Here is a 21,666-nt window from a genome sequence, read left to right on the forward strand (position 1 = left end):
CGAGGCGCGCATTCTTCCACTGCGTGGCCAGCCTTCAACCCGCAAGCCCGCGCCTGCCGCGCCAGCCGCCGGCAAAGGCCGCCGACAGCAGCAGCGCCAGCAAGGCGCCCGGCGCCACCACCTGGCCGATGGCCGAGAGCGCGGGAATCTTGGAGATGGCGATCAGCGTGAAGGACACCACCGTGGTCAGGTTCGCCAGCAGCAGCGAGGCCAGCGTGTCTTCATCGGCATGGCCGGTGCGCTGCAGCTCGTCGAAGAACAACGCGTAGTTCGAGCCCACGGCCACCACCAGCAGCAGCCCCACCAGGTGCAGGATGGACAGCGCCATGCCCAGCAGCGCCATGCCGCCCAGGGTCAGCAGCACCGCCACCACCAGCGGCAGGCAGACGGCGAACAGCCGCCGCGCCGAACGCAGCCAGGCGGCCAGCAGCAGCACCACGGCCAGCGCACCCAGGCCCACCTGCACGAAAGCCTCATGCAGGTAGCGCTGGTACACATCGGCCAGGGCCTCGCCCACCTCGACCACCACCACCTCGGGCAGGCCCGCCAGCGCGTCGGCGACGGTGGCGTGGCGGAAGTCGGGCGGCGTATGCAGCGAGAGCATCGCGGCCCAGCCGCCGCCCGGGCGTTCGAACAGCAGCGCGCCCGCGATGGGTCCCAAGGTGCCGGCGCGCACCTCTTCATGCGTGATCGGTGCCAGGCCGCGCGCGGCCTGCACGGCTTCGACGAAGGGCGCCAGGCGGTCGGCCGCCAGCGGCAGGCCGGCCGTCGCCTCGGGCAGGCGCGCGCGCAGTTCCTCGGCCGTGGGCAGCGCGGCCATGCGCTGCGCCTGCGTGCGCTGGCTGGGCAAAAAGCGCGTCACGCTGTCATAGCCCAGCAACTTGCCTTCGTTGACCAGCGCATCCAGCCGCAGGCTTGCGGCCTCGGCATGCTGCAGCGCCTGCTCCACCGTGCCGCCGAAGGCCACGACCAGCGTGGCCGCCTCGCTTGCGCCGATGTCGGCGCGCAGCTGGGCGTCCAGCTCCTGCGCGGCCTTGGGCACCGGGCTCATCGAAGCCAGGCCTGCGCGCCAGAGGTGGTTGCCCTGCCACAGCACCAGCACCAGCGCGGCCACGCCCAGCGCCGCAAAGGGCCAGGCCAGGCGCGGCAAGGTGCGCACGATGACGCCGGTGGCGCGCGCCAGATGGCGGCGCAGGCCCTGGCCGGTGGCGCCGTCGGGCGCGAGCGAGGGCAGCACGAAGCGCGTGGCCAGCGCCGCCACCACCAGCCCGGCGATGGAAAACACGCCCAGTTGAGCCAGCCCCGGAAAGCCCGAGAACACCAGCGCCGCAAAACCCACCACCGAGGTCAGCAGCCCCAGCCGAACCGTGGGCCAGTGCACGCGCAGCCAGTGGCGCCAGCCCGTGCCAGGTTCGCCCTGCGCGCCCACCTGCCGGGCCTGGATCAGGTAGTAGATGGCGTAGTCCACCGTCTCGCCGATCAAGGTGCTGCCGAAAGCCAGCGTGAGCCCATGGACGTTGCCGAACCACAGGCTCACGGCCGCCGTGCCGCCGACCACGCCCGTGGCCACGGGCAGCAGCGCCACCACCAGCGCGCGGCCCGAGGCGAAGGCCGCCAGCAGGATCAGGCTCATGACGATGGCGCCGACCACGGCCAGATGGATGGCCTCTTTCTCGATGCTCGCGCGGCTTTGCACCGAGAACACGGCCGTGCCGCTGAGCAGCAGCCGGGCGGTGCCGGCCTTGTCGCCTGCCTGCCGCTGGGCCTGCGCAAAAGCGCTGTGGATGGCCGCGATGGCGCGCTCCTGCGCGTCGAGGTCGCCGCCTTCGGCGCGCGTGCTGGCCAGCAGCACGGCGCGTTCGCGCTCGCGCGCCACCCACACGCCGCCTTCGGTGCGCGGCGCGGTGGCCGGAATCAGCCCTTCGGCGATGCGCGCGGCCTCGCCGGTGGGGTCACGCTCGAGCAGCGGGCGCAGCGCATTGCCGGCCGGCGTGCCCAGCAACGAGAGCGTGTCCAGGATGCCGTTGCGCAGCCCTTCGGGCGTGAAGTGCTCGGGCCTGACCGCGGGCGAGAGCTGGTAGCGGTGCGCGAACACCCATTCGCCCGCGTCCTTCCAGTCGCTGTGGTCGCCGTTCTGCACCTGGTCGAACAGGCCGCCCGCGCGCAACTGCCGGCCCATCTCGCGCGAGATCGTGCTGCGCGTGGCGCCGTCGGCCCCGTCGATGCCGATGAACAAGGTGCGCGAGGCCACGCCGCTTTGCAACTGCTCGATCAGCACCTGCTGGCGCGCGTCGGGGCTGGCCGGCAGGAAGGCCGACAGGTCGGTGCTGAAGTGCGAACGCGCAATGACGGCGATGCCGGCCAGCAAGGCCAGCAGCCACAGCACGAGCACCAGCGCGCGGCGCGGCGGGCGCGGGGATGGCGTCATCGTCATGCGGCGCGGCTCCCGCTGTTCAGGGGGCCTTCCCCGGCTCGATCTTCATGACCGAGCGATCACCCCCGACGAAGTCCATCTCCACGCCGCGCACCACGCCGCGGCTGCCGCTGATGCGCAGGCGCGTGAGCTGTTCGGCGAGAGCGCGGTCCAGCGGCTCCAGCTGCAAGGTCCAGGCCTGCGCGTCGCCGCTGACCTGCGTGCGGAAGTAGCGCTGCAGCTGCGGCGCGTTGCCGCTGAGCGTGCCGCGCAGCGCCTCCACCATGCCCAGCGCCTCGGGCATGCTGTCGAGTGTGACGGTGCGGGTGCGCCCCGCCCGCGAGAGCACCATCACGTTGCCATCCACGCGCATGGATTCGGGGCGCGGACTGAGCACGCGGCGCTCCAGCTTGTCGGGCGGCGTGAAGTGCAGGATGCCGCTGCTGTCCAGCGGGCCGTCCAGGCCCTTGACGAAACGCTGTTCGGTGAAGCGGGCCTCGCCGTGCAGGGAGCGGCCCAGCAGGCCCATCAGGTCGTCGATGCCGAAGGCCCAGGACGGCAGGGCCAGCAGCGGGCCGGCCGCCAGTGCCAGCACGGCGGCGCGGGCCCGGCGTGCCAAGCGTGCCAGACGTTCAGGACGCAGGATCTTCAAGCCAGAAATCATGGAAGTTGAACCAGTTGTGTGGATGGGCCCGGCACAGGCTTTCCAGCCGCTGCACATAGGCCCGCAAAGCCTCCTGGATGGCCTCTTCGCGCGCAGCGGCGTCGCGCGGCAGCGCAGAGAAATCGGCCAGCGGCTCGAACAGCAGCTCATAGCGCGCACCGCCATGGTAGATGCCGGCCATGAAGACCATCGGCCGGCGCAGCATGGCGGCCAGGCGGAAGGGGCCGTCGCTGAAAGGCGCCGGGCGGCCCAGGAAGGGCAGCATCACCGTGCCGCCGCGCGCGGAGGCGCCCGCCTCGGCCGGCGCCAGACTGCGGTCGGCCAGCATGCCGGCCATGCGGCCCGCGTCCAGCCAGTCGCGCAGCTCCAGCATGGCCGCGGGCCGGCCCAGCGCGATCAGGTGCGGCTTGCACGCGGGCATGCTGATGGCGTCGAGCACGGCATTGATGCGCCGCGCGTTGTCGGGGTACATCAGCATGGCCAGGCGCAGGTCCATGGGCTGGTCGACGTGGGCCGCACCCGCGGCGTCGGCGCGATGCAGCTGGCGGCAGGCGCTCAGTGCCTCGAAGCTGCCCATGTGCGCCCCCACCAGGAAGGCGCCGCGCCCCTGCGCCAGCTGGCCCACGATGTGGGCTTCGCCGCGCACGCCGACGTCGAACAGCGCCAGCCGCCCGCGCAGGAAGAACACGCGGTCCAGCACCGTGGAGGCGAAGGCATGCAGCAGACGGTAGCCGTCGCCCCACCCTGCCTGCGGGCCGATGGCGCGCTGCAGGTAGCGCCGGATGTTGCGCCTGGGCTTGGGCGAGAAGAGCAAAAAGTACAGCGTGATCGGATGCAGCAGCAGCCGGGTGAGCGGCCGCCCCAGCCACAGCGCCATGCCGACGATGAAGCGCAGCGCCAGCAGGTTGCTGCGCTCGGGTGCGTCGGCCCAGGCGGCCTGCCGCGCTTCGGTGCGACTGCCTTCGGGCGGCGGTGCGGCGCTCATCCCGCGCCGGGCAGCCATCGGCCGCTGATCGCCAGCACCTCGGGTGCGCCCTTTCCATCGGCGGCCTGCTGCACCCACAGCTCGAAGCGCAGGCCCTGCGACGGTGCGGCCTCGGGCTGCAACTGGAGGCGCAGGCGCGCCCCCGGGCGCACCGGCGCCAGGAACTTGGCCGCGGCCAGCACGGGCGCGTCGCCCAGCCGCGCGCGCAGCGCGCTCACGCCGGCCCAGGCCTCCTGCACCTGCGCCAGCAACAAGGCGCCGGGCAGCAGCGGCTGGCCCGGGAAATGGCCGGCAAAGCTGGGATGGTCCAGCGGCACCGTCCATTGCAGGCTGGCCGAGCCGTCGTCGTCAGCCGCTGGCGTGGGGGCCGCTGCGCCGCCCAGCTGGGCCAGCGCGAATTCACGCAGCGCGCGCACCGTGAGCTTGCCCGTGCCTTCGCGCGGCAACGCGGCCACGTGCAGCACGCGGCGCGGCACGAAGACCGCTTCCATGCGCCCGCGCAGGGCCTCGATCACATCGGCCGCCGAGAGCTGCGGCGCCACGACGAACACCACCGGGCGCACCACGCCGTCGGCCACTTCATCGGGGATCCAGAAGGCGCCGTCCTGCACGCCCGGGATGCTGTTGAGGTGGAAGTTCAGGTGCCCCAGCGAGCTGCGCCGGCCCGCCACGTGGATCAGGTCGTTGGCGCGGCCGAAGAGGCGGAAGCGCTGCGCGTCGAGCAGTTCCAGCACGTCGGCCATGGGCGTGGGCGCGGGTATGAAGTCGCCCTCGAAGACATAGCGCTCCGAGGCGCCGCCGTCCTCCGATTCATGGGCCTGCTGCGGCCGCACGGTGATGGCGCCGAAGGTCTGCCACACCTCGCTGGCCGTGGGCTGGCGCCAGGCGACCTGGCCGGTCTCGGTGCTGCCGTAGATCTCCAGCAGCATCCCGCCCGTCGCGGCCTCGGCCTGCGCGGCCAGTTGCGGCGACAGCGGTGCCGTGGCCGAAAGCAGCAGTTCCACCGGCGGCAGCGCCAGGCCCGACTGCAGCAGCGTCTTCAGGTGAAACGGCGTGGTCACGAGCGCGCGCGGACGCGGCACCGACTCGAGCGAGCGCACGATATCGGCCGGAAAGAAGGGCCGGCCGCTGTCGAAGCTGGCGCCGCCCAGCATGGCCAGCAGGGCGGTGGATTCGAGGCCGTAGCTGTGCTGCACCGGCACCGTGGCCACCAGCGTCAGGCCGGCCAGCGAATCGCGCCCCAGCAGCGCGCACAGGCGCGGCACCGCCGCCGCCACGTCGCCCGTGAGCGTGCGCCAGGTCTTGGCATGTGGCTGCGGCGTGCCGGTGGAGCCCGAAGTCAGCAGGCTCAGGGCATGGCATTCGGCCGGCACCAGCGGCACCGCCGATTCAGTGGCCCCTTCCGTCATCCTTTCCGCGGCTGGTGCATCGCCCTGCCCCGCCCGGGCCGGCACCTGCACCGCCAGCGGCACGCCCGGGATGGGCGCGTCGCCCAGCACATAAGCCTGTGGCAGGCCCGCGCCCACGCGCGCCAGCGTGTCGGGCCGCGCATCGGGCGGCAGCAGGCTGGGCTGGCCGCGCAGCAGCGCTGCCGCCAGGCCCACGCAAAAGGCATAGCGGTCGGCGCAGACGTTGATGGCCGGTCCCGCCTCGGGCAACCGTGCGGCCTGCGCCTGCACGTCGGCCAGGAACTGGCGCGCGCTGACGGGCTGGCCCTGCTGCCAGGCCAGGGGCGCGTCCAGGTCGCGGGTGCCCAGCAAGGGCAGTGAAGGCGCGGTGCTCATGGGCGGGGGGACTGGTCGCCGGGAGCCGCGCTGCCCGGCGCCGGGTGGGCATAGAAGGCACGCACGGCGTCGATCAGGCGCGTGCGCTCGAACTCGGGATGCAGGCGGTAGCGCATCAGGTGCTCGCCGATGAAGAGCGCCGCGCAGCCCAGCGGCGTGATGAGGTTGGAGAACAGGCTCCATTCGGCGAAAGGGCGCAGCCCGTAGATCAGCGCCGAGAGCAGCGCCACGACGGCGAAGTAGCCCGTCCACACGCGCGTGACGGCGGCTGTGTAGCGCCGATGGTCGGGCGTCAGCGGATGCAGGCGCTGCGCGAACTGGCCGATCAGCGAGAGCTGGCCCGCGCGCAGCGTGCTGCCGAACCACGCACCCAGCAGCGCGTTGATGCCCACGTGCTGCACCATGTAGAGCCAGTTGGGGTCACCCGCCTCGCCGCGCCAGACCAGCGCGAAGAAGGCTAGGCCCGCCGCCACCACCGCACCCGCGCCCCAGCGCCCGAAGCGCGAGGCCGCCAGCCCGATGCCGGTGAGCCACAGCGGCACCAGCAGCACCGGCACGGCCCAGGGCTGCGCGGGGTGCACCAGCATCATCCAGTAAGAGGCGGCCGAATACGCCACCCCGCCCAGCAGCAGCAGGGCCAGTCGCCAACCGGACATCTCAGTGGCGCCCGGCCGCCCGAAGGCACTGAGGCACCCCCTCGGGGGGCAGCGGACCTCGCGAAGCGGGGGAGCGCGGGGGTAGTTTCATCTCAGTGCCAGGCGGCGCGGCGCGCCACCCGCCATGCGTGGGGAAAAGGTGTTGCGCCGGGCGTCGAGCGCTTTGCGATGTCTCGCGCAACGCCCAACGCCAAACGCTCAGCGGGCCGCGTCATTCATGCGGCGCGATTGGCTTCCACATGGGCGGCCAGGCTGCGCAGCGATTCGAAGATCTGCTTGTTGCGCTCGTCGTCGGAGCGCAGCTGGAAACCGTAGCGGCGCGAGATCTCGAGCGCCAGCTCCAGGATGTCGATGGAATCCAGGCCCAGGCCGTCGCCGAACAGCGAAGCCAGGGGGTCGATGTCGGCCGGCGCGACTTCGAGATTCAACGCCTCGACCAGCACCTGCGCCAGTTCGCTTTCAAGGGGCGTCTGGGCGGATGCGGATGCAGATGGCACGTTGGTGGTCACGCGGAGCTCCCCGAGGATTGAAGATTTGAACAAGGTCACGAAAAGGCCGCGGATTATAGAAGTGAGGGCCCTGGCTACAGGTGGCGCAGCGCAGCGGCGGCGCGGCGTCCTACGCCTTGGATAGACTGCCTTTCCCAGCCTTTCACGGAGCCCCCATGGCCGACCCTTTGCTGCTTGCCCGTCACGACGCCATCGAGTGTTTTCTCATGCCCGGCCTGGCCAACAGGCACGGCCTCATCACCGGCGCCACCGGCACCGGCAAGACCGTGAGCCTGCAGGCCCTGGCCGAGAAGCTTTCGGGCATCGGCGTGCCCGTGTTCATGGCCGACGTCAAGGGCGACCTCACGGGCATCAGCCAGGCCGGCAGCATCGGCGGCAAGATGGCCAGCACCCTCAAGGAACGCGGCATCACCCCGCCCGAAGCGCTGGCCTGCCCGGTGACGCTTTGGGACGTGTTCGGCGAACAGGGTCACCCGGTGCGCGCCACCGTCTCGGACATGGGCCCGCTGCTGCTGGGGCGCATGCTGGACCTGAACGAGACCCAGGCCGGTGTGCTCAACATCGTCTTCAAGATCGCCGACGACGCCGGCCTGCTGCTGCTGGACCTCAAAGACCTGCGCACCATGCTGCAGCACGTGGGCGACAACGCCAAGCAGTTCACCACCGAGTACGGCAACATCAGCGCCGCCAGCGTGGGCGCCATCCAGCGCGGGCTGCTGGCCATCGAATCGCAGGGCGGTGACAAGTTCTTCGGCGAGCCCATGCTCGACATCAACGACTTCATGCAGACCCAGGGCGGGCGCGGGGTGGTCAACATCCTGGCGGCCGACAAGCTCATGAATTCGCCGCGGCTGTACGCCACCTTCCTGCTGTGGATGCTGTCGGAGTTGTTCGAGCAATTGCCCGAGATCGGCGACCCCGAGAAGCCCAAGCTGGCCTTCTTCTTCGACGAGGCCCACCTGCTCTTCAACGAGGCGCCCAAGGCGCTGGTCGAGCGCATCGAGCTCGTGGTGCGGCTGGTGCGCTCCAAGGGCGTGGGCGTCTACTTCGTGACGCAGAACCCGCTGGACATTCCCGATTCGGTGCTGGCCCAGCTGGGCAACCGCGTGCAGCATGCGCTGCGTGCCTTCACGCCGCGCGACCAGAAGGCCGTCAAGGCCACGGCCCAGACCATGCGCCAGAAACCGGGCCTGGACCTCGAAGCCGCCATCACCGAACTGGCCGTGGGCGAGGCGCTGGTCAGCCTGCTCGATGAAAAGGGCCGCCCCGGCATCACCGAACGCGTGTACATGCTGCCGCCGGGCAGCCAGATCGGCCCCATCACGCCCGAGCAGCGCCAGCAGCTCATCGCGGACTCGCTGGTGGCCGGCGTGTACGAGAAGGCCGTGGACCGCGAGTCGGCCTACGAAGTGCTCAAGGGCCGCACGGCCTCTGCGCCCGACGCGCCCGGCGCCGCGGGCACTCCGGCCGTCGGCAAGCCGGCCAACGGGGCCGATGCGGCCGAGGGCGGCAACAACTTCCTCAACGACCTGCTCTTCGGCAGCACCGGCCCGCGCGGCGGCCGCCGCGACGGCCTGGTGCAGACCATGGCCAAGTCGGCCGTGCGCACGGTGGGCACCAATGTGGGCAAGGAAATCCTGCGCGGCGTGCTCGGCGGGATCTTCGGCGCCAAGAAGAGGCGCTGAAGGCGCCGGCCTGCGCCGCAGGCTCCTTCTTGAAAAAAGGAGCACGCAAGGATGGCTGCGCCTTTGCAATCCCGTGATGGCGCAGGGAGCATGACGCCCTGGCATCAGTGTTGCTACGATTGCATCACTGTAACCAAACGTCAATCACCCCATGCGAGTCCAAAGAAGGCGACTGATCCGATGGGCCGGCGTGGCCACCGCCCTGCCCGCCCTGGCGGCCTTCCGGGCGCAGGCCCAAACGGGCGACAGGCCCACGGTGCTGGTCGGCCAGTCGGTGCCGCTGACCGGCCCGGCCAGCGAGATCGGCCTGGCCTACGCTGCGGGCGCGAAGCTCTACGTGGACGCCTTCAACCAACGCCCCGACTCGCCGGTGCGCGTGGAACTGCGCCAACTGGACGATGGCTACGTGGCCGCCCGCGCGGGCGCCAACGCCCGGCGCCTGCTGCAAGACGGCGCCGTGGCCCTTTTCGGTTTTGCGGGTGCGGCCAGCGCGCTGGCCGCCGCCACGGTGGCGCAGCAACAGGGCGCCGTGCTCGTCGCCCCCTTTGCCGCACCGGACTCGCTGCGCGGGCCCGCGCACCCGAACGTCTTCATGGTGCGCCCGGGCATGGCCGACGAAGCCTTCAAGATGGTGCAGCACGCCAGCACCATCGGGCTCGCGCGCATCGCCGTGGTGGGCGATGACGACGCGCTGGGCCGCGCCGGCCTGGAAGCCGTGCAGCGCGCCGCGCAGGAGCTGAAGCTGCCGCCGCTGGTGGCCACCGCGCTGATCCCCGCCCAGTCCTCCGAGGTGGACGCCGCCGTCGCCGCCGTGCAGGCCGCCCAGCCCCAGGCCATCATCCAGGCGGCGCTGTTCCAGAACACGGCCGCCTTCATCCAGAAGATGCGCAAGGCCGGCTATGCGGGCAGCTTCATGAGCTTTTCCAGCGTGGGCATCGCCCCGCTGTTCTTCGCGCTGGACAAGCAGATCCGCGGCGTGGTCGTTTCGCAGGTGGTGCCCTCGCCCGGCAATCGCGCCGTGCCCGTGGTGCGCGAATACCTGGCCACGCTCGAGCAGTCCGACCAGACGGCTGGTTATGAGAGCCTGGAAGGCTTCATCGCCGCCAAGGCCCTGTGCGAAGGCCTGCGCCGTGCCGGCCGCGGCGCCAACGGCGCCATGCTGGCCCGCGCCCTGTCCGGCATGCCCAATTACGACGTGGGCGGCTTTCGCCTGAACCTGCGCGCCGGCCCGCGCGAAGCCACCAGCGCGATCGAGCTGGTGTCCATCGGGGCGGATGGGCGGATCATTCGCTGAGCGGCGGGTCTGCGGCCACGCCACCCAGGCTGATGCCGCGTTCGTCGCGCTCGAGCCTGATGACCACGGCCGTGAGCAGTTGCCGAACGTTCGCGCTGGGGCCCAGTGTCTCCAATGTCGCCCCCAGGTCGAACTGGTTGTTCACTGCCGCCACCGCCGCTTGCGATGCGAGGGCCGCGATGCCCGCCTCTAACGCACCGCCCGCGACCGCCGAGATGCTGGCGCCCGTGCTGCTCAGGAACGTGCCGCCACCCGATAGATAGACACCTTCGCCAGCGCCAACGGCAACGGCCTCACCTGCCGCGGCACCGCCAACTTCGGCCCGAGGTCCCACGCAAGGCCGGGGCCTCGGGACAAACAGCTGCCCGAGATGGTTGCCCGCTCGTCCACTTGCCTTGGGCTCCAGCGTGTTTAAACAACCGGAGTTGGCTCTACCGTCAGCGCTACTAGCCAGCGACTCGGCCGTTTCACCGATTCTTTTAGTCTCGAATTTCTCTTCCCCAAAGAAACTCGCCAGCGTGATAGTCCAGCTCGAAGTAATAGGTACCCGCATGCTCGACCCATGCAATGACACCAAATTCCCCTCTCAAGCTGGTCTCTGGATTAATAAATGGCGCACTCACTCTCATGAAAGATGTGGGGGGCTTGGCTGATTCTGGATTCAATTCTCTCGTAAGCTGCCAAGGCACTGTCAGGCGCATGCGCTCCTCACCATATGCATTCAGTAGCACACAGTTGTCCGGCCTCCATTCGCTCTCTATGCAAATAAAACCACTTGCATCGGGAAGCTCTTGCCATATGCAATTGGCAATGTCAATCTGAGCCATCAATTTTCTCCCATCAACGATCCAGCTATAAGCTACTATTTTTGAACCGAGTTCAGATGGGCTATGGGTTTCCAGCCACTTTAGATAGTCCTTGTCCAGAACTTCAACGCCAGTCTCGCCGTGACGGGTAAAGGCTTCTAGTTTGCTCATCACAATGCCCTCCCACTTCCTGCGACATAGGAAAACACACTTGATCGGTCAGCTGGTGGCAGGAAGAAGTGCAACTGATTGCCTCCGCCCGCTGCCGCGCCTTGAGCTCCTACAACACCGACCTGAGCATTGATTGGTTTAGTGACCTGAACTTCTATAACGTAGAGCTGCATGGATGAAGGCTTCATGTCGGTCGTGATCGCAAGTTGATTTCTGGCGTAGGCTGCATTTGGTACTTCATCGAAAGTAGCCCAGCCACCGAAGGCCCTACTTGTATTCGCTCCCGGAGTGCTCAGAGCATCGAAACTGGTTTTATCCACCACCATTCGCACTTTTGTACCCGGGTTCATAGTCGCCTCTGCCACTGTTGTACCCGGCTTCCATGCCGGGCTCCAATCTGCAGTGGCGCTCATCATTGCATTGATTTCATCCGCACTCTTAAACCCCTTGATCGCGCCGGCCTCAAACTTCATAAACTGCAATGCGGCAGTTTCCAATGTGCGCGTTCCCAGGCTGGCAGCGGCACTGGCCAAGGCCACCCCGCCCTTGGCTGTTGCCCCAACGCCGCTGGCCACTGAGCCCAACTGCCAGATCAAGCTCCCCAAGTCCTTGCCTAGCTGCTCGGCGTTCTGGCTTCCCCCCAGTTCCAGCGCCGTTCTCATCCGCTCCAGCTTGGCATCCAGCTCGCCAAATGCTGCATCGCCCAGTTGCTGGCGCACCTCCGGGCTGCCAATGATCCGCATGAGCCCGTTGAGCCCTTCCAACGGATTGGCCAGGAACTGCGCCAGCCCCTGAACATCGCTGATGCCCGCCTCCAGCAAGCCTTTGCCAACGCCTGAGGTAGTCAATGCATCCTGCATCCCGCTGACAGCCACCCATTTGCCCATGATCTTGAGCTTCTCGAGGGCAGAGTTCGCAGCCTCCATCTCCCTGCGCATCTGCGCTCGCTGCTGGGTGGCCAACCAGTTGTTGGCGGCCGCGTTGGCCCCAGCTTGCGCCGCCAAGTTGATCTGGCCAGCATCCATGCCAGCCAAGGCGGCCCCAAGGCCGCCAATCATGCTGGCGAACTGCTCGGTGGCGCCGTTCTGGCCCGTGGCATCTGGATCGAACAATTGGCCGGCGAGTTCACCGAGTGATGCACCCAGAGCACCCGCCGCGCAACCCCCATCACCTTCCGCTCTGGCGGCCCCCACTGCGCAGCCCGCCAGTGCGTGAGCCAGCAGATTGATCGCACTGCCTGGCTCGAAGTTCGAGCCAATCGCAAATGCGCCCTGTGCCGCCATCGTATCGAGCAGCGCAGCCTTCAATCCATCTTTGAGGCTGTCCTCCAAGCTGGTGCCATGAATGGCTGAGTTGATCAACGCCCGCGCCGCGCCGGCTTGCAGATTGGTGCCCAGTTGGGACATGAAAGGCTCGGCGCCGCCGCCAACGGTTGGAAGCCCCGTGGGATTGAGGTTCAGTCCTCCCAGCACGCCACCGGTCACGATGGCGCTCAACAGATTCTTGATGCTGTCGCTGGAGCCCAGTTGATCCAGCGTGGCCCCCAGGTCGAACTGGTTGTTCACAGCAGCCACTGCCGCCTGGGAGGCCAGAGCGGAGATGCCCGCTGCAACCGCGCCGCCCGCGACCGCCGAAATGCCGGCGCCCGTGCTGGTCAGAAACGCGCCGCCCCCTGCCAGGGACACCCCTTCGCCGACACCCACGGCTACGGCCTCGCCCGCGGCCGCGCCTGCCCCCTGAGCCAACGGCCCCACAAAGTACACCGTCACCAGCGTCAGGATCGCCGCCCCCTCGGGCGTGAGGCCCTGGCGGTCGTTGTCCCATTGCCGGTGGACTTCTTCGACCCGTTGCCAGTTCACCCGACCTTGCAAGGCCGGGTCCTTGTTCAATTGATCGACCCAGCCCATGCCTGGCTGCTGCGCCAACTGCGTCAGGCTGTCTCGCGCACCGAGCCCAGCTTCGACCCGGTTGGCGTTGATGCTCAGGCTGCCCGCATTGATCTGGTTGTAGTGCGTGCGCTGGTCGCTCTGGCCGCCATCGCGAGAGACCTGATAGACCAGGTCGCGCCCCTGGCTGGTCGTCTGGGTGCTGTGCTCGGTGCCCTGGGTGCCCATGACCAGCGTGTCGGCTTGCAGCCTCACGGCGCCGGGGCTGTTGAGGGTCGTTCCCGCCAGTGCCAAGGTGTCGGCGGCCGTGATGCTGACGTTGGCGCCCGTGATGCTGGAGCGCACCAGTGTCGAATCGCTGACCTGCGTCTGGGTGCTCTCGCGTGCCTTGAAGCCCTCACCCACGTCCGTGAGCACTGCGATCTGGCCGAAGTCGTACCAGGGGCTGCGTGTGCCGGTGGAGCCAGTGACCGTTTGCGTGTCGGTGGCGCCCTGGATGACCACATTGCCGCCTGTGATGGACACATCCTTGGCGGCGGCAACCTCCACGCCTTGCAGCAAGACGTTGTTCTGGCCGCTCAGAAGCACACCGCCCTGGCTGCTGGTGATGGTGCTGACCGCGCTGGTGTCGGATTGGGCGGCGATCTGCGTGCTGCTGCGCTTGATCGAAGAAATCGAAAGTCTTGAATCCGATGACAATTGCAAGCTTGGCGCATGAACGCTATCCAATCATCCGGGATGCGATATGTACCCTTCAAATTCCCATCTCGCCAAGAGGCGCAATTGAGACACAATTTGCTCCCAATTATCTCCTTGGACTTGAGAAATCTTATTGTTCATGGTTTCAAGAAAATCAAAATAATTGAAATGGCGGATGACCAAACTAGCATGAGGCCACCAAACTCGATCTTCGGATAATTGGGCCTGAATCCACGCTGGACTGCAAACAAACAACTGAAACAAATCTGCGCTTGCCGCATTTTTTTGACCAATCTCCATTTCAATCCAGAATCCAAAATTTTCTGGATTTCCGGGAAATTGAGAGGAGATGTCAAAATCATTTGCAATTATGCTTTTTATTTCGACTTCAATCATGGTTGAATAATATTCAAATGACCATTGCTGGTCCAAGGTCCAGATGGATGGATGCGCCCTTGAAAATTTGCTTGAATACCGGTTGTGGCAAAGGAGCTTACCTTATTTGCAGGAGGGCGATACTGTCGAAGCCCATCCATGCTAACCAATGTTTTTCCATCACTCGCTACGGTGTAACCCGCTCCAACCCAAGCTTCTCCAAGCCGCGCCGCCTGCTCAGCTGTCGCTTTGCCAAGGCCAAAATTACTTGCGCGCGTAACACGTCCAAGTGATGCTTCCCGCAGGATGCCAAGTTCTTGGGCGATGATTTTTGACTCTGCTGCTGCCTCTCTAATTGCTTTCGCTCCAACTGACGCGCCAGGTATTATTGCCCCAATTCCCGCAAAGAATCGCTCAGCCCCGGAAAGGTCAGCTTGGGTAATTAATGTGTTGCCTGTGAGTGCCTCATACAAGCTTACAACATTTCCATAGAGGGGCAACAACTCAGAAATGACTTCCCCTAGACGAGTCGCCTGTTCACCGTCAAGTGCGGAGTGCCGCTGCGATTCAAGAAGATTTGCAGCTCCTTCAAGCTTCTGCAACTTGAGGTCATTTTCTTGAAATTCTTGCACCGTGCATTCGCTGCCACATTGGGCAGTTAGGCGAGCATTTTCTTTTGCCAGAAGCTCTCGAACATTTGCGTATGGAGAGTGACTGATGTAGTTATTCGCCGCCGCATTGGCCCCAGCCTGCGCGCCCAAGTTGATCTGACCGGCATCCCCGCCCGCGATGGCCACCGCCAGGCCGCTGATCATGGAAGCGAATGCCACCGTGTCGGGCTGCCTGCCATAGGCGCTGGCGGCCAGCTCGCCGACCGCCGCACCCAGCGCGCCGGCCGCACAGCCCTCGGCGCTGTCTGCGCGCGCCGCCCCCACTGCGCAGCCTGCAATGGCGTGCGCCACCGCCTGCGTAAAAGCATTGAGCTGGCCATCCTGCACCAGATTGCCGATGCCATGCGCCGCCTGGGCCGCCGCTGTGTCCAGAATGGCACCCTTGATCGCATCGCCCAGCGCCTGCCCCAGGCTGCCTCCATTGATCGCCGTGCTGATCACAGCCCGCGCGGCTGCGGCCGTGAGGTTCTGCTGCAGTTGCGTGAAGAATGGCTGCGCACCGCCGCTGATCGTGGGCAGGCCCACCGGGTTGAGGTTCAACCCCGCCAGCACGCCCCCCGTGACCACGGCCGTGAGCAGTTGCCGAACGTTCGCGCTGGAGCCCAGTGTCTCCAATGTCGCCCCCAGGTCGAACTGGTTGTTCACTGCCGCCACCGCCGCCTGCGATGCGAGGGCCGCGATGCCCGCTTCTACCGCACCGCCCGCGACCGCCGAGATGCTGGCGCCCGTGCTGCTCAGGAACGTGCCGCCACCCGATAGATAGACACCTTCGCCAGCGCCAACGGCAACGGCCTCACCTGCCGCGGCACCGCCAACCTCAGCCCATGGCCCCACAAAGTACACCGTCACCAGCGTCAGGATCGCAGCCCCCTCGGGCGTGAGGCCCTGCCGGTCGTTGTCCCACTGCCGGTGGACTTCCTCGACCTGCTGCCAGTTCACCCGGCCTTGCAAGGCCGGGTCCTTGTTCAGTTGATCGACCCAGCCCATGCCTGGCTGCTGCGCCAACTGCGTCAGGCTGTCTCGCGCACCTATTCCTGCCTGCACCCGGTTGGCGTTGATGCTCAGGCTGCCGGCGTGGATCTGGTTGTAGTGCGTGCGCTGGTCGCTCTGACCCCCATCGCGAGAGACCTGATAGACCAGGTCCCGCCCCTGGCTGGTCGTCTGGGTGCTGTGCTCGGTGCCCTGGGTGCCCATGACCAGCGTGTCGGCTTGCAGCTTCACGGCGCCTGGGGCGTTGATGCGGGCGCCCGCCAGGGCCAGGGTGTCGGTGGCCGTGATGCTCACGTTGGCGCCCGTGATGCTGGAGCGCACCAGCGTCGAATCGCTGACCTGCGTCTGGGTGCTCTCGCGTGCCTTGAAGCCCTCACCCACGTCCGTGAGCACGGCGATCTGGCCGAAGTCATACCAGGGGCTGCGTGTGCCGGTGGAGCCGGTGACCGTTTGCGTGTCGGTGGCGCCCTGGATGAGCACATTGCCGCCTGTGATGGACACATCCTTGGCGGCGGCAACCTCCACGCCTTGCAGCAAGACGTTGTTCTGGCCGCTCAGAAGCACGCCGCCCTGGCTGCTGGTGATGGTGCTGACCGCGCTGGTGTCGGAGCCGACGGCGATCTGCGTGCTGCTGTGTTGGCCCGAGGGCAGCACCAGCGGCACGCCCACGGTCGCCATGCCCGCGGCCACGCCACCCAGGCTGATGCCGCGTTCGTCGCGCTCGAGCCCGATGCTGCCTTCGTAGGTGTTGCGCCCCTCGGTGATGGTGAGGTTGCGCCCCGCGGCAATGGCCACGCCGTCGGTGCCGCGGATCGTGGAGCCCACGATGTTGATGTCCTGCTTGGCCCCGAGTGCCACAACGCCGCCGCTGAGCTGGCTGCCTACGCTGGTGCTGCTGCTGAAGTCGCCGGAAAAGCTGTTGGCCGTGCGGCTCAAGGCCGTGCGATCAGTCCATTGGGCCGAATAGCTGCCCGAACTGGTGGATTGCCCGTCGCCGATGTTGAGGTCTCGCCCGGCCTGCGCGCTCAGCAGCCCTGTGGCCTCAACATTGGCCTGACGCAGATTGATGTCGCGTGTGGCGTTGAGGGCCAGGGTGCCATGGGTGCTGAGCGTGCTGCCATGCTCCTGGGTTGCGCTGGCCGACAGCTGGGCGCTGGTGCTCGCCGCACTCATCTGCGAGGAGGTCTGCACGGTGCCGATGTTGATGTCGTTCTTGGCCGTGATGGCGGTGAGCGAGTGTGCGCCGTCGTTGCGCATATGGGCACCGAAGAGATTCGCATCTCTGCCTGCACTGACAGTGAGCAGACCCCCTGGGTTGCTGACGTAAAGCCCTGCAACTCGGTCAATGACGCTGTTGCCTGCGGTGCCGTGCGCCACGGTGGTGACCACGTTGATATCCCGCCCGGCTTGCAGTGAGAGCCCCTCTCGCGCATCGATGCGCCCGCCGAGGTTGTTGATGTCCACGTCTGCTGCCAGTGCGACTTGGCCGCCCGAGATCCGCCCGCCGAGGTTGTCGATGGTGCTGGCTTTGATGTCGACAACTTGCCGTCCAGCGAGAACCCCTGTATTGACGAGAGTGTTCGTCTTGCCGTCGATGTTCAGCCGCTCTGCGGAAAGCAGCGCCCCTGAGCCATCGATGTCGCCGGGGCGCACGCGCACATAGACCTGGGGCACCAGAACGCGCTGGGTGCTGCCGTCCGGCAAGGTGACGCTTTGCTCGATCAGCCAGACGATGTCGCTGGTCAACTGGGCCATCTGCTCGGCCGTCAAGGCGATGCCCGGCACCAGGCCGTACGCCTTGGCAAAGGTCGCGCCGGCGTTCATGAGCGCGGTGTACTGGGCTTCGTCACTGCCAAAGCCTGCCAGATATCGATAGCCGGTGAGCTGGGCGATCTGCTCGCGGATCAGGCGCTGCTCGTAGAAGCCGTCGCCCAGCCGCTTGAGGACGCTATCCGCATCCAGGCCCAGGGTGTTCAGCAAATAGTCGCTGGACAGCCAGGTCCGGTAGTCGGCGAAGCGCGGATCGGTCGCCACGAGGTAGCGGCCAGCGCCCGCGTTGATCCCAAAAAGGCTTGCCGTGGGAACGCTTGTCTGCTGCGCGCTGGTGCGCACGACCACGGGCGTCGTGGTGCTGGCGCCTGCGTTCTCGTTGAAAACGATGTTGCCAGCCGGATCGATGGTCGTTGCCTTGGACTGAACGACTGCTCCCACCTTGGCCGCCACCTCCATGATCGCGCCTGGGCCTCCTGCGCCAACCACGCTGCCGGTGTTTCCGACCTCGCGGTTGCTGCTGCCCACTGCGGCCGAGCCCATGGCATAGCCGGTCGTTGCGTTCACGTGCTGGGCATAGACAAGCGATCCGACATCCACCGTCGTATGCGTCGTGACCGGAGCCAGCACCAGCGGCGGAATTTCCGGCCCGTGGCCCGGCCGGTTCGGGTTCCACGTGACGATGACACCGCTGGTGGTAACGGTGCTCTGACCTTGGGTGGTTTCGTTCGCCACATCGGCCGCGTTCAGCGCACCGCCAGCAATGATCTGGCTGTCGCGGTTGCGCACATGGCCGTTGAGCGTCATGTCGCCGCCAGACACGATGCGGGCCGGATCGCTCCGGGTGGCGACGTCCTTCTCACTGGAGGTGGAGGTGTACCAGTCCGACCACCCCTTGCCGACGATGCTGACGTTGCCATTGGCGTCAGTGTGATAGACCAGCCGCGTCTTCATATCGCCCAGGGTGTCCGAGTAGCTCCATCTTCTACCGTCCAGCGTCACCAGCTCCACGTGTTGCTCTGGCTGCTGACCTTGCCGATCTGCAATTGCGTGTCGACATTGTTGATGGCACTCATGCTGATGGACATGGCCCCCAGCGACTCGATGGTGGCGCTTTCGTTGTTCAGCACCGCGCCTTGACCCACTGCGTAGTGATCGCCGTCCAGTGCCCCGCCAATCACCAGATCGCCACTGCTGAACATCAGTGCCCGGTTGCGGTTGTTGATCTCGGTTGCACCGATGTCCAGGAAGTCGCGGGCTGCAATGGTGGCAGCCGAGGTGGCACCCGCCACCGTTTCTGCATCGTTGTTGAGCTGCCTGGCACCGATGGAAAGCTGGTCGCCATAAATGCGTCCGGTCCCGATGTTGCCCAGCACATCGGCCTGGATCAACGTCATACCGGCGCTGTCGATCAGCCCGCGATTGCTGAGCGTGCCTGCCTTGACGGTCGTGCGGGCTCCCGACATCTCTGCATGGACCGCATTGATCACCTCATTGCCGCTCACGTTGAGTGCCTGGCCCGCCAACAGCTTGCCGTTATTGGTCAGCTTGCCCGTGGTGCCGTAGCTCAGGTTGCCATTGGCAATGACTTCGGCGTTGTTGGTGACGTCTTGCGAGAGCGCCACCGTCAGGTCCTGGTTGGACACCAGGGTTCCATCGCCGCTGAAGCGGGCAGCATCGAGCAGCACGCCCTTGCCTGCCTCCAGCGTCCCGCCCGTATTGATGACCGCCAGGGTCTTGGCAGCCGGGTTCGCTCGGTTGGGATCGAGGATGGCCAGGGTGTCGCCTGCCGATATCAGGCCATCGGCATTGTTGACCGTGCCGCCGCTGGTGATGGTGGTGTTGACGTCCGAGCGGATGGCGCCTGCACCGTTGTGCAGGCTGCTGACGTTGAGAGCGACGTTCTTGCCTTCGATGCCCTGGTCGGTGCCCTGGGTGCTGGCGTTGAGGATGTCGGCGGCACTGAGCGTCGTCGTCTGCAGGGCGCGGATCAGGCCACTTGTGTTGTGGATGCTGCCGGCAGCCAGGGTGAGGTCGCCCATGGCCTGGGTTTGACCGCCGGTGTTGTCGTAAGCAGCGCCGTTCGTGTCAACGCTGAGGGCATCCTGGCTGAAGACCTGCCCGCCGGCCGTGTTCGAGAACTGCTGGGTGTTTGCCGTGATGGCGCCCTTGGCGCCGATGTAGCCGGCGGTATTGGTCACGGCGCCAGCGTTCAGCACCAGGGTATCGGCGCTGATGATGCCGCCCTGGCCGTTGGCGTAGCCCGCGGCGTTGGTGTTGCTCAGCGCCTGACCCTGCGTGTCGAGGGTGAGCGCGCCGCCGGACTGGATCAGGCCGGCGTCGTTGAGCAGCACGCCCGTTTTGAGGTGGATGCCCTGGGTGGCCGCAAGGGTGCCCAGGGCGTTGGTCAGTTGCTGGCCGCGGGTGTCGATGGCGATGCGCTCACCAAAGACCTTGCCTGCGCTGTTGTCCAGCCCTGCGCCAGACACCAGCGTGGTCGCACCGCCGGCCTGCAGGCTGCCGCCTCTGTTCGTGGTGGCGCCGCTGGTGGTGACGCTGAGCTTGCCGCCGACCGCCGCAGTCGTGCCGCCGTCGTTGTTCAGGCTGGCGGCATGGATGGTCGTGTTGTTGTTCGCCGCCAGGGTCCCGCCCTGGTTGCTGACTGCGCCCGCGACGGTGGCCGCAAGGTCGCCGACGGCCGTGATGCGGCCGCCGGCATCGTTGTGAAGGCTGCCGGCCTGGACGGTGGTGTTGCCACCGGCCCCGATCTCGCCGTGGTTGCTGTTGTCCAGCGCATCGGTGGTGCTGATGACAAGGCTCGAAGTCCCGGTGGTGCGAAGCTTGCCGCCGTGGTTCGTCAGGCTGCCTGCGGCCACGTTCATCGGGCCATTGCTGGCGATGTTGCCGCCCGTGTTGTCGGCTGCGCCGACGACGGTGATGCGCGTGGCTTGAGTGCCCGTCTGAATGATCTCGCCACCGCGGTTGCTCAGGGCTGCCGCATCGATGGTGATCTGGCGGGCCATCACCGCACTGCTCGCTGCTCCGTTCGAGAATCGACCTGCCTCAGCCAATCAGTTCTTTTTCTTGATTATTTTCACGTACTCAAATAAAGCAATAAGTATCGCGATTACGTAAATGCCAAGAAATATATAGCTTGCAAGAATCCACATTGAAGAAAAAATCTCGAGCTCTCCGGTTTTAATTTTGTTCCTCACTTCAAACAAGAGCAAGATCATGACTCCAACAAATACGACTTGGACAGTCGCTGATGCAACGTAAATCCAAACTAGCTTCAGCAATCGATGTGGCACTTTTATACTCGGATCCCAAGGTTTATTTTTCCCCCACCAGTAATCTTTTGCCAATTCCGAGTCGAGCCCATGCCCTAAGAAGGGTGCGATTAGGTGTTTCATCAATTTTTTCATTTTTCCCAAATTGGTGTCGTCCACCACGACTGAGCTGAATTGGTAATTCCTGTGGAGTTTATCCATCCAAACGTAGCATAACCTGTAACAGCCCCAAGCGCTGACGTTCCGATGGTGTTCGCGCTCACAGGAAAAATTGTGTGAGGAAACCCTAATGCAAAATTGCTGTATCTTCGCATCAACCCCGCGCCTACGAATCCCGTTCCAGCCGCGGCAACGAGACCAGCGGGCGTCGAATCTTCTCTGTTTATTCCAAGGTAAATCAGGCTAGACAGACTCGAGCTCACTGAGGCACCTCCCAACAACTGAGCAACTCCCAGAGTCGTTGCAGGTTGAATTCCTGTCTGCCATCGCCAAATGGCTGCGGCGCCGCCAGGAACGGAAAATGGAGCAGCAAGCGCTATCCCATCCGCGGTGCTTTGAGCCATTAAGCCAGAAGTAGAATTCACGAATGGCGAAACTATAGGTCCCGCCGTTGCAAAAGAAACGCCATTAAGTGAAACAATTCCCTGGCTGTTGACGAAAACGTGGTTGCCAGCGGCTTGCGCCCGTTGGACCTCTGCTCGACACGCCGCAGAGCCGCTCCCATCTGCGCACGCCGTTCGCAATGCGGTGTCACGACTTGCAGAAACTTGCGCCAACTGATTTCGCGTATCGCACGCAGATCGCTCGCCGTTGTTGCAAGCACTTGCAGCGGCGTCCTATCGCTCTTGCTCCGACAGCGCCAACATGCTGGGGCGCCTGTGAGTCAACCAATTGTTCTCGGCCGCATTGAGTCCGGCTTGCCCTCCAATGCTCGCACCAGCGGAAGGATTTTGACCGTTGACGATGGCTCCTGCCACCCACCCCAATGTCTGACTGGCATAAAGCGTTTGGGCGCGCA

Annotated in this window: 16 protein-coding genes and 1 pseudogene; 2 read left to right on the forward strand and 15 right to left on the reverse strand. The window is 65.9% G+C overall.

Translation table 11 applies throughout. The annotated features are described in order from the left end of the window. Positions 1-34: 34 nt before the first annotated feature. The 6 genes from PGB34_RS17705 to PGB34_RS17730 all read right to left on the reverse strand — a co-directional run bounded on the left by PGB34_RS17705 (position 35) and on the right by PGB34_RS17730 (position 7,011). Positions 35-2,434, reverse strand: coding sequence for an MMPL family transporter (locus PGB34_RS17705; protein WP_271429412.1), 2,400 nt, complete (start codon positions 2,432-2,434; stop codon positions 35-37). A gap of 19 nt (positions 2,435-2,453) precedes the next feature. Further along, positions 2,454-3,077 carry a LolA-related protein gene (locus PGB34_RS17710; protein WP_271429413.1) on the reverse strand — a complete coding sequence of 208 codons (624 nt, stop codon included), beginning with the start codon at positions 3,075-3,077 and terminating at the stop codon, positions 2,454-2,456. Next, entirely contained in the window at positions 3,046-4,062 is a 1,017-nt protein-coding gene (locus PGB34_RS17715; protein WP_271429414.1) for an LpxL/LpxP family acyltransferase, read from the reverse strand. The genes PGB34_RS17710 and PGB34_RS17715 overlap by 32 nt, the downstream gene beginning before the upstream one ends. Further along, positions 4,059-5,846 (reverse strand): AMP-binding protein, encoded by a 1,788-nt coding sequence (locus tag PGB34_RS17720; protein WP_271429415.1) that lies wholly within the window; start codon positions 5,844-5,846, stop codon positions 4,059-4,061. Before PGB34_RS17720 ends, PGB34_RS17715 begins: the two co-directional genes overlap by 4 nt. After that, entirely contained in the window at positions 5,843-6,502 is a 660-nt protein-coding gene (locus PGB34_RS17725) for a COG4648 family protein (RefSeq protein WP_271429416.1), read from the reverse strand. The genes PGB34_RS17720 and PGB34_RS17725 overlap by 4 nt, the downstream gene beginning before the upstream one ends. A gap of 215 nt (positions 6,503-6,717) precedes the next feature. Continuing rightward, positions 6,718-7,011 carry a phosphopantetheine-binding protein gene (locus PGB34_RS17730; RefSeq protein WP_271429417.1) on the reverse strand — a complete coding sequence of 98 codons (294 nt, stop codon included), beginning with the start codon at positions 7,009-7,011 and terminating at the stop codon, positions 6,718-6,720. Positions 7,012-7,166: 155 nt separating this feature from the next. On the opposite strand from PGB34_RS17730, the gene PGB34_RS17735 reads away from it, so the two are divergent. Both PGB34_RS17735 and PGB34_RS17740 read left to right on the forward strand, forming a co-directional pair. Then, positions 7,167-8,696 carry a helicase HerA-like domain-containing protein gene (locus PGB34_RS17735; protein ID WP_271429418.1) on the forward strand — a complete coding sequence of 510 codons (1,530 nt, stop codon included), beginning with the start codon at positions 7,167-7,169 and terminating at the stop codon, positions 8,694-8,696. 151 nt (positions 8,697-8,847) lie between these two features. Further along, entirely contained in the window at positions 8,848-9,990 is a 1,143-nt protein-coding gene (locus tag PGB34_RS17740; RefSeq protein WP_271429419.1) for an ABC transporter substrate-binding protein, read from the forward strand. Here the strand turns inward: PGB34_RS17740 and PGB34_RS17745 are convergent. From PGB34_RS17745 to PGB34_RS23130, 9 genes and pseudogenes are all read right to left on the reverse strand, one after another. Beyond that, positions 9,980-10,543 (reverse strand): DUF637 domain-containing protein, encoded by a 564-nt coding sequence (locus PGB34_RS17745; RefSeq protein ID WP_271429420.1) that lies wholly within the window; start codon positions 10,541-10,543, stop codon positions 9,980-9,982. The genes PGB34_RS17740 and PGB34_RS17745 overlap by 11 nt on opposite strands. Beyond that, positions 10,470-10,967: a hypothetical protein gene (locus tag PGB34_RS17750; protein WP_271429421.1), complete on the reverse strand. Its 498-nt coding sequence runs from the start codon at positions 10,965-10,967 to the stop codon at positions 10,470-10,472. The genes PGB34_RS17745 and PGB34_RS17750 overlap by 74 nt, the downstream gene beginning before the upstream one ends. Further along, complete coding sequence (locus PGB34_RS17755) at positions 10,967-13,558, reverse strand: DUF637 domain-containing protein (protein WP_271429422.1); 2,592 nt, start codon at positions 13,556-13,558, stop codon at positions 10,967-10,969. The genes PGB34_RS17750 and PGB34_RS17755 overlap by 1 nt, the downstream gene beginning before the upstream one ends. Before the next feature lie 24 nt (positions 13,559-13,582). Beyond that, a complete protein-coding gene (locus PGB34_RS17760) occupies positions 13,583-13,948 on the reverse strand; it encodes an Imm8 family immunity protein (protein WP_271429423.1) in 366 nt (121 codons plus the stop codon). Then, entirely contained in the window at positions 13,945-18,369 is a 4,425-nt protein-coding gene (locus PGB34_RS17765; protein WP_271429424.1) for a DUF637 domain-containing protein, read from the reverse strand. Before PGB34_RS17765 ends, PGB34_RS17760 begins: the two co-directional genes overlap by 4 nt. Continuing rightward, positions 18,357-20,381, reverse strand: coding sequence for a beta strand repeat-containing protein (locus tag PGB34_RS17770; protein ID WP_271429425.1), 2,025 nt, complete (start codon positions 20,379-20,381; stop codon positions 18,357-18,359). Before PGB34_RS17770 ends, PGB34_RS17765 begins: the two co-directional genes overlap by 13 nt. 48 nt (positions 20,382-20,429) lie before the next feature. Further along, positions 20,430-20,810, reverse strand: coding sequence for a hypothetical protein (locus tag PGB34_RS17775; RefSeq protein ID WP_271429426.1), 381 nt, complete (start codon positions 20,808-20,810; stop codon positions 20,430-20,432). Beyond that, positions 20,780-21,469, reverse strand: a pseudogene (locus tag PGB34_RS23125) (DUF6862 domain-containing protein); the annotation flags it as partial. The pseudogene PGB34_RS23125 and the gene PGB34_RS17775, both read right to left, overlap by 31 nt. 15 nt (positions 21,470-21,484) lie before the next feature. Beyond that, entirely contained in the window at positions 21,485-21,625 is a 141-nt protein-coding gene (locus tag PGB34_RS23130; protein ID WP_408647917.1) for a hypothetical protein, read from the reverse strand. Positions 21,626-21,666: the final 41 nt, after the last annotated feature.

Origin of the sequence: Xenophilus arseniciresistens (genome assembly GCF_028023875.1) — a bacterium.
Classification (GTDB): Bacteria; Pseudomonadota; Gammaproteobacteria; order Burkholderiales; family Burkholderiaceae_C; genus Xenophilus; species Xenophilus arseniciresistens.